Annotated in this window: 11 protein-coding genes and 1 other annotated feature; of the genes, 9 read left to right on the top strand and 2 right to left on the bottom strand. The window is 48.3% G+C overall.

Annotation, left to right across the window (positions count from 1 at the left end; all coding sequences use genetic code 11):
- The first annotated feature begins 122 nt into the window (after positions 1–122).
- Complete coding sequence (locus GBH70_RS03035; RefSeq protein ID WP_151679644.1) at positions 123–1,382, top strand: hypothetical protein; 1,260 nt, start codon at positions 123–125, stop codon at positions 1,380–1,382.
- Between the two features lie 31 nt (positions 1,383–1,413).
- Here GBH70_RS03035 and GBH70_RS03030 read toward each other — a convergent pair whose 3' ends face one another.
- A complete protein-coding gene (locus tag GBH70_RS03030) occupies positions 1,414–1,704 on the bottom strand; it encodes a hypothetical protein (RefSeq protein ID WP_151679643.1) in 291 nt (96 codons plus the stop codon).
- 175 nt (positions 1,705–1,879) lie between these two features.
- Between GBH70_RS03030 and GBH70_RS03025 the strand changes: the two genes are divergently transcribed.
- Entirely contained in the window at positions 1,880–2,308 is a 429-nt protein-coding gene (locus tag GBH70_RS03025) for a DUF4395 domain-containing protein (protein ID WP_151679642.1), read from the top strand.
- A 29-nt stretch (positions 2,309–2,337) separates the two neighbouring features.
- The gene (locus GBH70_RS17055; RefSeq protein WP_253693388.1) at positions 2,338–2,508 is read left to right on the top strand and encodes an STAS domain-containing protein; all 171 of its coding nucleotides are present in this window, start codon (positions 2,338–2,340) and stop codon (positions 2,506–2,508) included.
- A gap of 221 nt (positions 2,509–2,729) precedes the next feature.
- Here GBH70_RS17055 and brnQ read toward each other — a convergent pair whose 3' ends face one another.
- Positions 2,730–4,082 carry a branched-chain amino acid transport system II carrier protein gene (brnQ, locus tag GBH70_RS03015; protein WP_151679641.1) on the bottom strand — a complete coding sequence of 451 codons (1,353 nt, stop codon included), beginning with the start codon at positions 4,080–4,082 and terminating at the stop codon, positions 2,730–2,732.
- Between the two features lie 56 nt (positions 4,083–4,138).
- Positions 4,139–4,378: a binding site (T-box leader), on the bottom strand.
- A 365-nt stretch (positions 4,379–4,743) separates the two neighbouring features.
- Between brnQ and ilvD the strand changes: the two genes are divergently transcribed.
- From ilvD to leuB, 6 genes are all read left to right on the top strand, one after another.
- Positions 4,744–6,444 (top strand): dihydroxy-acid dehydratase, encoded by a 1,701-nt coding sequence (ilvD, locus tag GBH70_RS03010; RefSeq protein WP_151679640.1) that lies wholly within the window; start codon positions 4,744–4,746, stop codon positions 6,442–6,444.
- Positions 6,445–6,796: 352 nt separating this feature from the next.
- Positions 6,797–8,512: an acetolactate synthase large subunit gene (gene ilvB / locus GBH70_RS03005; RefSeq protein WP_151679639.1), complete on the top strand. Its 1,716-nt coding sequence runs from the start codon at positions 6,797–6,799 to the stop codon at positions 8,510–8,512.
- Positions 8,509–9,030 carry an acetolactate synthase small subunit gene (gene ilvN, locus GBH70_RS03000; RefSeq protein WP_151679638.1) on the top strand — a complete coding sequence of 174 codons (522 nt, stop codon included), beginning with the start codon at positions 8,509–8,511 and terminating at the stop codon, positions 9,028–9,030. Before ilvB ends, ilvN begins: the two co-directional genes overlap by 4 nt.
- A 27-nt stretch (positions 9,031–9,057) precedes the next feature.
- A complete protein-coding gene (gene ilvC / locus GBH70_RS02995) occupies positions 9,058–10,086 on the top strand; it encodes a ketol-acid reductoisomerase (RefSeq protein WP_151679637.1) in 1,029 nt (342 codons plus the stop codon).
- Positions 10,073–11,614 carry a 2-isopropylmalate synthase gene (locus GBH70_RS02990; RefSeq protein ID WP_151679636.1) on the top strand — a complete coding sequence of 514 codons (1,542 nt, stop codon included), beginning with the start codon at positions 10,073–10,075 and terminating at the stop codon, positions 11,612–11,614. Before ilvC ends, GBH70_RS02990 begins: the two co-directional genes overlap by 14 nt.
- Positions 11,615–11,634: 20 nt before the next feature.
- On the top strand, positions 11,635–12,735 hold the full coding sequence (gene leuB, locus GBH70_RS02985) for a 3-isopropylmalate dehydrogenase (RefSeq protein WP_151679635.1): 1,101 nt from the start codon (positions 11,635–11,637) through the stop codon (positions 12,733–12,735).
- Positions 12,736–12,808 lie beyond the last annotated feature (73 nt).

The raw sequence follows: 12,808 nt of genomic DNA, 5'->3' as shown, positions 1-12,808 counted from the left end.
CAATCACATTCGAAGTTTACCCACAATCCGGGAAAGTTATGTCAGGTTTTGTTTCACTTTGCAATGGGGTATAAGGGAAAGAGAGTGTTTTTCACATTTCAGGACAGGAAAGGAAATGAGCAATGGCAGAGGGAATCAAAGTTGGTATTGGATTTGCAACAGGAAGGAAAAGTTTTAAGAATGTTTTAAGAACCTATATGTATAATTTAAAAGAATCCGAACTGACGGAAATAGACCGCATCCGTCTGCGCCTGTTTGTTGCGTACGACTTAAACTATGAAAATGCCGAACCGGAGGATTTTATACATATAGATACAGATATAATGGAAGAAATTGATCATGCCTGTTTTATCGGGGAAGAGGAAACACGGAAAGAAATGGAAGACCTTGTTTTACGCGGCATCATCTCGGAAAAAGAAGGCGGCTTGTTGTTTGGGGATGGATATGCTTCAAAACGGAATATCGTCGTTTACGAAGCATTAAAAAACGGGATCGACTATCTGATTTTTCTGGATGACGATGAATATCCAGTTGCCGTTACAAAAAGCAGGAAATATGCTGTTTGGGGAGGCCAGCAGGTGCTGCGGACCCATTTGGAGCACATCAGAGAGGCGGATATTACAAATGGTTACCACTGCGGCTATATTTCCCCGATCCCTTTCATTGCCTTCAACGAAGATTTGAATGAACAAGATCTCCGAACCTTTATCGAAGCCTTGAGCAATGATATTGTAAATTGGAATACAATTAAAAGCGTGATGGAAAACGGCGGGGTAACGTATGCCGATACAAGCATCCTTATCAGTGACGAAGCGGAAGAAGTGGAGGAAGTGAACCGGGCAAAATTCATTTCGGGTTCGAACTTGACACTGAATTTAACGGACCCTTCCCGCGTGCTTCCGTTTTACAATCCCCCGAATGCGCGCGGCGAAGATACTTTTTTAAGTACATGCCTGGGTGAACGGAAAGTTTTGCGTGTCCCCGCCTATACATTCCATGACGGGTTCGGCGCTTACCAGCATCTGCTGCTCGGGGTGCTGCCGACAAATTTAAACTATATAAAAGCGGACACAAAGCAGGTTGTCGAACGTTTTTATAAAGCGTGCGTCGGCTGGATCCGGTATAAGCCGCTTTACCTGTACATTACCCAGCCGGAAACGTATGAAGAAAAAATTGAAAAAGTGCGCGCCCGGCTCGAAGCGACGCTGCCAAAAATTTGCCGGTATTTTGGGCGCAGTGATTTTATGGACGTGCTTCGGGAATTTGAACATTACCACAGCCAAGTAAAGCAGCATTACAGTGATTTTTTGGCAACGCAGGAAGCGTGGGGAAAAATTACAGCCTATATAGCCGAACAATCGGAAAGCAAAACAGCCATTTAAAAAGCCGCTCTCTATAAGCGACTTTTTCGTATTAGGTGTTTCGCAGTCCTTGGGTAAAGACGGTCAATCCGATGCAAATGTGTAAAATCATGCCTAAAACCGGAATAAAAGCCAGCACGTTTCCAATGATGCCGAATACATGTCCCCAAACCGCTTTTCCGCCTGCATAAGCAAACACAGCACCGACGATATGGAGCAGAATCAACCCGCCTAACGGGGCCCACAGATGAGCGAGAATAATCGCCCCGCCCAAAAAAGGGATGCCGAAAAACAATTCCGTTAAGCCAAGCAGTAACTTGTATACTTGTGACAAAGATGACATCATATTTGTCTCCTTTACCAGCAAAAATATAAATGTACCTTCTTCTCTTTATACGAATCATAAAACAAAAGGTTTCAATTGTCGAAGCTGGTGAAATCAAAAGAGTATACAAAACACAAAAAATCCCTTAATATAGCATTAAATAAATTAATTATATTGGAAAGGTTGGGTTTAAATGGCGGAAATGGTGCGTTCGATACCTCGCCCATTGGTAAGGGCAAACCAATGGGTGATTGTGCTGAGTGTAGTTTTAACCTGGGTGTCCGGGCGGGAGTGGTTTTTGTTGATTCCGCTCGTTGCGGGCCTGGCAGGGTTATTGTTCCACTTCAATCCGGTGATGAAACTGGCAAAGCTGTTTTTGCGGAAAGACCCGAAAGCCTACATACCGGAAGATTGGGAGCAGCAGCAATTTAACCAAAAAATTGCCGTAACATGCCTGGCGCTCGGGTTTATCAGTTTTCGCCTCGGGTGGAACGTTGCAGGCTATGTGTTTACTGCTCTCGTCGCACTTGCTGCATTCATTGCGATCCTCGGTTTCTGCATCGGGTGCTTTATCCACTATCAGTGGAAACAATATCAATACAGGCGGACGCATTCTTCGTAAAGAAGAAAGGGGCTCATAGGGAAGAGAAAGTGCTGCTGGAAGTTGGCAGGTTGCATATTCAAACGCTGATTATGGATTTTTCCGGGATTTCGGAAATGGAAATGCATGTCATTGACCATATTTTTAAAATCATTGACGGCAATTCAATGATGAGCTGCAAAATGGTCATTACCGGATTGCGCCCGGAAATTGTGCAATAAATGGTTATGAGGGAGCTTTCCTTTGATAACAGGGCTGAAATGAAGGGAACTTTGCAGCAGGCATAAAAGACTATTTCAAATATGATGAATTAAAGAAGGAAATCCAACTGTTATAAGATATATATATTATAGAAGAAACTGGGTATTAAAACCCCCGCGGCCATTTTGGAGTGGCCCGGGGGTTTTAAAATTCTATAAATGCAGCAGCCGTTTGCGGCATGTTACAAGCTTTGTTCCGTTGCTTTTGAATGGACCGGCTGTGCCTCGGGTGCATGGTGCCCCAGCCTGCTTAGCAGAAGCCCGGCGGCAGCTCCAATAAGTGCCGGTACGACCCATTCCAGCCCAGCAGAGGCAAGCGGAAGTTTTTGCGCGAAAGCCTGTACAAAGCCAAGCGGGATACCGAACCCTTCCAGCCCTTCGATGACGGCAAAGACGCCAGTAAATAACAATGTGCAGCCGTACACTTTTTTCGAACCGTGGAAAAGCTTATGGAAAAACGTCAGGACAACAAGCACGATCGTCATCGGATAGGCCATTTCCAAAAAAGGTACGGAAAATTTTAAAATCAAATTCAGGCCTAAATTCGAGAGTGTAAAACCAACAAGGGTGACGGCAATGACCACCTGATGATAGCTGAGTTTCGGCATTAAATTTGAAAAATACTCCCCGCATGCTGTTGTTAATCCAACTACTGTTGTGAAGCAGGCCAGCATAAAGATAAATCCGAGCAGCGCTTTTCCGGCTTCCCCGAAAAGTAGTGTGGAAACTGCGGTTAATACGTCCGTGCCGTTTTGAAAAGTGCCGGCGGATGCCATTTTTGCCCCGATAAATCCAAGGGCGACATACACTAAAGCAAGGATTGCGCCGGCGATAAACCCGGCTTTTAATGTATAAGCTGTCATCTGTTTTCTATTGGACACACCACGGTGTTTGACCGCTGTTAAAATGACGATGCCGAAGGCCAGAGAAGCCAGTGCATCCATCGTGGAGTACCCGTTAATAAACCCTTTAAAGAAAGAACCAGTTTGATAATCCACAGCCGGTGCCTGGAGTGGGTGCCCCGCGAGTTTAAAGAAGCCGACAGCGCAAAGGACCACCATGGCTACAAGCAATACCGGCGTAATCCAGCGTCCGAGGTATTTTGACATTTTTTCCGGATTTAAACTGACCAGGTAGACAAGCAGGAAAAATACTACGCTGAACAACAGCAAAGCAACAGGCGAACTTTGGACGGAAGCGGGAAGGAACGGTTTAACACCCATTTCGTAAGCAACGTTTGCATTGCGCGGGATCGCCAAAAACGGCCCGATGCATAAATAGACAATGACAGTAAAAACGGTACTGAAAAGCGGGTGGACACGGTTCCCGATCGCCTGGATGCCGCCGTCAACAACCGATACCGTAGCGATAACCAGAACCGGAAGCCCGACGCCGGTTACAATAAAGCCCGCCATCGCCGGCCAATAGGATGTTCCCGACTGGACGCCGAGAAATGGAGGGAAGATTAAATTCCCGGCCCCGAAAAACATGGAAAATAACATAAAGCCGATAAATAATGTTTCGTTTCGTTTCATATCTGTCTACTCCTTTTGATGTGAAATGTATTGGAAAATAAAAAAACCCGCCCCGATAAAGGGACGAGTTTACTCGCGTTACCACCCTCATTCCGCATTACAATATGCGGCACCTCATCAACGTACAATCATACGTGTTCCTCAACTAACGGGGGAATTGCCGTCAAAGCTTACTGCAATTTCAGCTTTGCATCTCGGGGATGATCTTCGGAATGGGCTTGAACATTGGCTTTCAGCAATATGCCAACTCTCTGGGGAACAAGTCCCAAACTTACTCTTCCCGTCCTCGACTTTGTTTTTTGTATTGTTTGAAAATAAGATTATCACTGAACATTCCTTCTGTCAACAGCGTAAGAGAAATTTTTTCTGTTAAATTTTTTTGGTTGATCGCGCCATTTGCCGGGCGTAAGCGGGAGAGCGGTGGCGCGGGATCTCTCGGGCAGGAGTGGATTTCATGCTCATCAATATTTAATGGGAAAATGAATTTTTAAATCAAAATTGTCAAAAAAGTTCACGGAAAAGGGTTGACCTCTGCGCCTAAAAGTCGTATGATTGACAACAATTAAAGAATATTAAAAATTCGCTCAAGCACAATATCGCAGAAACTTGGCGCAGCGGGCGGAAAAAAGCCCCCTGAAGGTGATGGAATGGGAGTGATGGAATGCGAAGCGACATGATCAAAAAAGGGATCGACCGGGCCCCGCATCGCAGTTTGCTGTATGCGGCAGGACTGAAAACGGAAGATTTTGATAAACCTTTCATCGGGGTGTGCAATTCCTATATTGATATTATCCCGGGGCATAAGCATCTAAACAAGTTTGCAGAAGTCGTAAAAGAGGCGATCAGGGAAGCGGGTGGCGTCCCGTTTGAATTCAACACAATCGGGGTTGATGACGGCATTGCGATGGGGCATATCGGGATGCGGTATTCGCTGCCAAGCCGCGAGTTGATTGCCGACAGTGCCGAAACAGTCATCAACGCGCACTGGTTTGACGGGGTATTTTTTATTCCAAACTGCGATAAAATTACGCCGGGTATGTTGATGGCGGCAGTAAGGACGAATGTTCCCGCGGTATTTGTCTCGGGAGGCCCGATGGAAGCGGGGGTCTCACCGGATGGAAGACAGCTTTCCCTGACGTCGGTTTTCGAAGGCGTCGGTGCCCATAAATCCGGAAAAATCAGTTACGATGAATTGAGAATGCTGGAAACGAGCGCCTGCCCGACTTGCGGGTCGTGTTCAGGGATGTTCACGGCAAACTCAATGAATTCTTTAATGGAAATGCTTGGGCTTACTCCACCGGGCAATGCAACGATCGTTGCCACGTCGGAAGAACGGCACCGCATCATCCGGGAAGCTGTCCAGTATTTAATGAATTGCATTAAAAATGATATCCGCCCGCGCGATATTGTGACAGAAGAAGCAATTGACGATGCGTTCGCGCTTGATATGGCGATGGGCGGTTCAACCAATACAGTGCTACATACGCTGGCAATTGCCCATGAAGCAGGGATTGACTATGATTTGGAACGCATCAACGAAGTGGCCAAAAGGGTACCGTACCTGGCAAAAATTATGCCGGCCTCGGATTATTCGATGCATGACGTGCATCTCGCAGGCGGCATTAGCGCCATTATCCATGAACTTTGCAAAATTGAAGGCGCCATTCATCCGGATCGGCTGACCATTACGGGAAAATCCATCTATGAAAATGTGAAAGATGCGAAAATTTTAAACTTGGAAGTGATCAGGCCAAAAGAAAATCCGTACAGCCCTGTCGGCGGCTTGTCGATCCTGTACGGAAACTTGGCTCCGGATGGAGCAGTTATCAAAGTTGGTGCCGTTGATCCGTCCATTAAAACCTTTACCGGGGAGGCGATTGTATTCGACTCCCAGGAAGAAGCCCAGGCCGGGATCGACAGCGGGATGGTCCGTGAAGGGCATGTCGTTGTCATCCGTTATGAAGGGCCTAAAGGCGGGCCGGGTATGCCGGAAATGCTTGCGCCAACTTCATCCATTATGGGCCGGGGACTTGGTAAGACAGTTGCTTTGATTACGGACGGGAGATTTTCCGGGGCGACGCGCGGAATCTGCGTCGGGCATATTTCTCCGGAAGCGGCAGAAGGCGGCCCGATCGCTTATGTCGAAAACGGCGACCAAATCACCATTGATTTAATCAACAGAAGCATTGAACTGCATGTGCCTGAAGAAGTGCTACAGCGGAGAAGACAAAATTGGGTGCAGCCGGATCCGAAAATTACTCGCGGATATTTGGCTAGGTATTCTGCATTGGTTACTTCCGCCAATACGGGCGGGGTTTTGAAAATTGGATTACCGCAAAAAACGTTGACGGGGACAAAGTGATTGGATCAGGTATTTTCAGAGAGCCGGGGATGCTGGGAGCCCGGCAATACCCCAATCATGACATCGCCTCTGAGTGCGGATCTGAACGGCTTTTTGCCTATTAGGGTTTGCCGAGTCGGCTGCCGGGTGTGGGCGACTTGTTACAAAAAGCAACATTCTGTAAGGAATGCTGCATGAGGCGGCGTTTGCAAGAACGCCGTGAAGTTGGGTGGTACCATGAAAAGTTGCCTTTTCATCCCTGCAAAACCGGCAAAATCCGATTTGCCGGTTTCAAGGAGAAAAGGCATTTTTTATTGGGATAGATCACAGTAAAGCGAATGAGCCTGCGTATTTCAGAATAGGAGGTTAAATTGTGTGTGCGAAAGCAAGAATGGATGGCAATGTGAAAACAGCGGAATGTAGTGGTGCTGAAGCGCTTGTCCAGTTACTGATCAATGAAGGGGTCGAAGTGATGTTCGGTTATCCGGGGGGTGCGGTATTGCCGATCTACGATGCGCTTTACGATAAACCGATCAGGCATATCCTTACCCGGCACGAGCAGGGCGCCATTCATGCGGCGGAAGGCTACGCGCGTGTTACCGGAAAACCGGGTGTCGTCATTGCAACGTCAGGGCCGGGGGCAACAAACTTAATTACCGGCATTGCGGATGCCATGATGGATTCGCTTCCGCTTGTTGTATTTACCGGACAGGTTGCAACTTCCGTTATCGGATCCGACGCTTTCCAGGAAGCCGATGTCATCGGCATGACGGCGCCGATTACAAAACATAATTACCAGGTGCGCGATTTGCGGGATTTGCCCCGTGTCGTGAAAGAAGCTTTTCATATTGCGAAATCCGGAAGGCCGGGCCCGGTTGTCGTCGATATTCCGAAAAATATCCAGCAGGGAACGGTGGAATTAGGCGAAGGCCCGGAAGTCTACTTGCCGGGATACCAGCCGAATTTTTACCCGAATCCGCTCCAAATTAAAAAGCTGATGGAAGCCGTCTCTTATTCCAGCAAACCGGTCATTTTGGCAGGCGCGGGAATCCTGCATGCGAAGGCGTCCGATCTTTTAATCAAATTTGCGGAAAAATGCCATATTCCGGTTGTCAATACGCTGCTCGGCCTTGGAAGTTTTCCGTTTAGCCATCCGCTCTTTCTCGGAATGGGCGGCATGCACGGGACATACGCGGCAAATATGGCGATATGCGAATGCGACCTCTTGATTAATATCGGGGCCAGATTCGATGACAGGCTTACCGGTAATTTAGCCCATTTTGCCCCGAATGCAAGGGTGGTCCACATTGATATCGACCCGGCTGAAATCGGCAAAAACGTAAAAACAGACATCCCGATCGTATCGGATGCAAAAGAAGCACTACTGAAAATTTGTGCTGAAGATCTGCAAAACAACGGCACAGATGAATGGGTCCAACATGTGAAGGAATACGCCGAAAATTACCCGCTTTGGTATGAAGATAACGATGAGGAGCTGTCCCCACAACATGTCATTAAAAGAATCCATCATTATACAAACGGAGATGCGATTGTTTCCACTGATGTCGGCCAGCACCAAATGTGGGCAGCGCAATACTACGGTTTTGAAAAGCCGCACAAATGGATTACATCAGGCGGGCTCGGCACGATGGGATTCGGGTTCCCGGCAGCGATCGGCGCACAAATTGCCTGTCCGGACGAAAAAGTTGTTGCAATTGTCGGAGACGGCGGTTTCCAAATGACGCTGCAGGAGCTTGCGGTTGTAAAAGAATTGAATCTGCCGCTTAAAATTTTCATTGTCAACAATCAATATCTCGGGATGGTGCGCCAATGGCAGAAATCGTTTTATGAAGAACGGTATTCATACTCGACCATTCCGGTACAGCCCGACTTTGTAAAGCTTGCAGAAAGTTACGGCATCGGGGGCATCCGCGCCACAAACAATGAAGAACTTGAGCTTGCGCTTAAAAAGGTGCTGCAGGATGATGAAGCCGTACTTGTCGACTGCCGGGTGAAAAGGCTTGAAGCGGTGTTTCCGATGGTGGCGCCGGGCAAAGGGCTGCATGAAATGATGGGGGTGAAGCCATGAAAAGAATTGTTGTAGCCACCGTGTTAAACCAGAGCGGCGTGCTGAATAAAATTACAGGTGTGCTCGCAAAGCGGCAGTTTAACATCGACAGCATCACGGTGGGCCGCACTGAAATGGAAGGCATTTCCCGGATGACAATCGTCGTCAATGTTGAAGACGACAGGCAGGCTGAACAGCTGACAAAACAGCTGAACAAGCTCATTGATGTCATCAAGGTTCAGGATATTACGGACCAGGCGATTGTCTCGCGGGAGCTTGCCCTCATTAAAGTATTAAGCACCGCACAGACAAGAAGCGAAATCGGCGGACTGGTCGAACCTTTCCGGGCATCGATCATTGATGTGAGCCGTGAAAGCGTCACGATCCAGGTGACCGGAGACAGCGAAAAAGTGGAGGCGCTTGTTGATTTATTGAAACCATACGGCATCAAGGAAATGGTCCGCACCGGCCTGACCGCATTCCTACGTGGCTCGCAAAAACAAGTAACAGATCTCAGCTCTTATTCACTATTAAAATAAAAAATTTTCAAAAAGGAGAGATTCACAATGGCAAAAGTTTATTACGACAAAGATATCCAGGAAGCCGTTTTAAAGGGAAAGAAAATCGCGGTTATCGGCTATGGTTCGCAAGGCCATGCCCATGCGCAAAACCTGCGTGATAACGGCTTTGATGTTGTAGTGGGCGTAAGACCTGGCAGATCATTTGAACGTGCCGCACAGGATGGTTTTTCCGTAAAATCTGTTAAAGAAGCAGCTAAAGAAGCAGATGTGATCATGATGCTCTTGCCGGATGAGCAGCAAACGAAAGTGTATAAAGAAGAGGTGGAAGTAGGACTTGAGGCGGGCAATGCACTGGCATTCGCACACGGATTCAATATCCATTTTACCCAAATTATCCCTCCTGAAAATGTAGATGTCTTTATGGTTGCGCCTAAAGGACCGGGGCATCTGGTCAGGCGTACATTTGAAGAAGGGGCCGGGGTGCCTGCGCTTGTCGCTGTCCATCAGGATGTAACCGGTGATGCAAAAGACCTGGCATTTGCTTATTCAAAAGGGATCGGGTCTGCCCGTGCCGGTGTGCTTGAAACAACCTTCAAAGAAGAAACGGAAACCGATTTGTTTGGCGAACAGGCTGTGCTGTGCGGCGGTTTGACCTCATTGATCAAAGCCGGCTTTGAAACGTTAACAGAAGCCGGATATCAGCCGGAACTTGCCTATTTTGAAGTCTGCCATGAAATGAAGCTGATTGTCGATCTGATCTACGAAGGCGGCTTAAAAAACATGCGCTATTCCATCTCCGACACGGCGCAGTGGGGCGATTTTGTCTCCGGGCCAAGGGTCGTAAACGAAGAAACGAAACAGCGCATGAAAGAAGTATTGAAAGATATCCAGAATGGCACGTTTGCAAAGGGTTGGCTCCTTGAAAACCAGGCGAACAGGCCGATGTTCAATGCCATCAATGCCCGCGAGCAAAATCATCCGCTCGAAAAAGTAGGCGAAGAACTGCGTGAATTAATGCCTTTTGTCAAAAATCCGATTAAGCAAAAGGAAGTGGTCGTGAATGCGAAAGGTTAATATTTTTGACACGACTTTAAGGGATGGGGAACAATCCGCAGGCGTCAATCTGAATATGGCGGAAAAGCTCGAAATCGCAAAGCAGTTGGAAAGGCTTGGAGTAGACATTATTGAGGCGGGGTTTCCTGCCTCTTCCAAAGGGGATTTCCAAGCGGTTGAAGCGATCGCAAAAACGGTGAAAAACAGCTCTGTTACGGGACTGGCAAGGGCAAACCAACGCGATATTGATGCGGCCTGGGACGCTTTAAAGCACTCTGCTGAACCGAGAATCCATGTCTTTTTGGCAACTTCGCCCATCCATATGACGTACAAACTGAGAAAAACCCCGGATGAAGTCGTTTACGATTCAGTCGAAGCCGTAAAATATGCAAAACAAAAATTTCCGGTTGTGCAATGGTCGGCGGAAGATGCAACGAGGTCTGATAAAGATTTTCTCGTCCGCATCATTACGGAAGTGATCAATGCCGGCGCAAATGTTATCAATCTTCCGGATACAGTCGGCTATACGACGCCGAAAGAGTATGGCGCGCTGTACGACTATGTGCGCGAGCATGTCCCGAATATTGACAAAGTCATTTTATCGGCCCATTGCCATGACGATCTTGGGATGGCCACAGCCAATACGCTTTCGGCAGTAGAACACGGCGTCCTCCAGGTGGAAGGGACAATCAACGGCATCGGTGAACGGGCCGGTAATGTGGCGCTCGAAGAAGTCGCAGTTGCCCTTCACATCCGCCAAGACTATTACAAGGCAACAACCGGCCTGAAATTAAACGAAATCAAACGCACGAGCCAGCTGGTCAGCAAATTAACGGGTATGGTCGTTCCGGGCAATAAAGCGGTTGTCGGAGCCAATGCATTTGCCCACGAATCCGGTATTCACCAGGACGGCGTGTTAAAAGAAGCTTCGACTTATGAAATCATTACGCCGGAACTGGTCGGTTTCTCCAGCAACAGGCTAGTGCTCGGCAAGCATTCCGGCCGCCATGCCTTCAAAGAACGGGCGACGGAGCTCGGCTTTGACCTTGACCAGGAAAAACTGAACGAAGCGTTTAAAGCTTTCAAAGCGTTAACGGACAAGAAAAAAGAAGTCACCGACGATGATTTGTTTGCGATTTTAGCCGATAAACAAACCGATGTGGCGGATACGCCGCAATATGAACTGGAAAACGTGCAGGTACAGTACGGCACGCTGAACATCCCGACGGCAACTGTCCGGATCAAAACGCCTGAAGGGGAACTGGCAGAAGAAGCCGGAACAGGATCGGGCAGCGTTGAAGCCATTTACCACACAATCAGCAAGATGTTTGAAGGCCCGATCGAATTGAAGGACTATAAACTGCAGTCGGTCGGCTCCGGGCAGGATGCGCTGGCTGACGCATTTGTCAAAGTCAAATACGGGCAGTTTGAATCCGGAGGCCGCGGATCTGCCCAGGACGTTTTGGAAGCTTCGGCAAAAGCTTTCTTAAATGCGATTAATCGGGCGATTGCCATGGAACAGCAAACGAGAAACAAAGTACAGGTATGATCACACGGGGAGGAAATACAATGGAAATGAAAATGGCTGTTCTGCCCGGCGATGGAATCGGGCCGGAAGTCATGGACGCAGCGATCCGCGTTTTAAAAAATGTGTTGGGCCGTTACGGCCATGAAGCTGTTTTTGAAAAAGGGCTGATCGGCGGCGCGGCAATTGATGAAACGGGCACGCCCCTCCCTGAAGAAACACTTGAAATTTGCCGCAGGAGCGATGCGATTCTGCTCGGTGCGGTAGGCGGGCCGAAGTGGGACCATAATCCGGCCTCCCTCCGCCCGGAAAAAGGGCTGCTCGGTCTCCGAAAAGAAATGGGGCTGTTTGCAAATTTGCGCCCGGTAAAAGCATACGCGCCTCTCCTTTCGGCATCGCCGTTAAAACGGGAATTTGTGGAAAATGTGGATCTTGTCATTGTCAGGGAACTGACCGGCGGCTTATATTTCGGGCGCCCTAGCGAAAGGCGCGGCCCGGCACAGCATGAGGTTGTGGATACGCTGCAATATACGAGAGAAGAGATTGAAAGGATCGTAGACAAAGCATTTCAGCTTGCGCGCATCAGAAGAAAAAAACTGGCATCTGTAGATAAGGCAAATGTGCTGGAATCGAGCAGAATGTGGCGGGAAATTGTTGAGGAGACGTCAGCGAAATATCCGGATGTGGAAGTACGCAATATGCTTGTTGACTCAACGTCGATGCAGCTCATTGCAAATCCGGGCCAATTCGATGTCATTGTCACTGAAAATATGTTTGGCGATATTTTAAGCGATGAAGCTTCAATGATTACCGGCAGCCTTGGCATGCTTCCTTCAGCAAGCCTCCGTTCCGACCGGTTCGGCATGTATGAACCGGTCCACGGTTCGGCGCCGGATATTGCCGGCCAGGGAAAAGCCAACCCGCTTGGCACAGTGTTATCGGCCGCGATGATGCTGCGTTACTCGTTCGGGCTTGAAAAAGAAGCCGAGGCAATTGAAAAAGCGGTGGATGGCGTGCTTAGAGCCGGATATTGTACAGGTGACCTGCAAGTTCCGAACGGCAAAATCGTCGGCACGGATGAACTGGCCGGCAGGCTGATAGAAAAATTGGGCGAAAGTGAAGCCGCGTCCAGCGTTTCCAATTGATTTCCGGAGTTTAATGGGGCGTCATCTGCGGATGACATATGGAGACAATAAAAAGCAACGGATGGGAGTGATA

Origin of the sequence: Weizmannia acidilactici (assembly GCF_008974225.1) — a bacterium.
GTDB classification, from domain to species: Bacteria; Bacillota; Bacilli; order Bacillales; family Bacillaceae_C; genus Weizmannia; species Weizmannia acidilactici.
The sequence above is the reverse complement of the archived record's forward strand: the minus strand, read 5'-3'. Positions and strand labels throughout refer to the sequence as shown.

Coding starts and splice junctions, on each gene's coding strand:
- GBH70_RS03035 (WP_151679644.1), top strand. CDS start 123: ATGGCAGAGGGAATCAAAGTTGGTATTGGATTTGCAACAGGAAGGAAA.
- GBH70_RS03030 (WP_151679643.1), bottom strand. CDS start 1,704: ATGTCATCTTTGTCACAAGTATACAAGTTACTGCTTGGCTTAACGGAA.
- GBH70_RS03025 (WP_151679642.1), top strand. CDS start 1,880: ATGGCGGAAATGGTGCGTTCGATACCTCGCCCATTGGTAAGGGCAAAC.
- brnQ (WP_151679641.1), bottom strand. CDS start 4,082: ATGAAACGAAACGAAACATTATTTATCGGCTTTATGTTATTTTCCATG.
- ilvD (WP_151679640.1), top strand. CDS start 4,744: ATGCGAAGCGACATGATCAAAAAAGGGATCGACCGGGCCCCGCATCGC.
- ilvN (WP_151679638.1), top strand. CDS start 8,509: ATGAAAAGAATTGTTGTAGCCACCGTGTTAAACCAGAGCGGCGTGCTG.
- ilvC (WP_151679637.1), top strand. CDS start 9,058: ATGGCAAAAGTTTATTACGACAAAGATATCCAGGAAGCCGTTTTAAAG.
- GBH70_RS02990 (WP_151679636.1), top strand. CDS start 10,073: ATGCGAAAGGTTAATATTTTTGACACGACTTTAAGGGATGGGGAACAA.
- leuB (WP_151679635.1), top strand. CDS start 11,635: ATGGAAATGAAAATGGCTGTTCTGCCCGGCGATGGAATCGGGCCGGAA.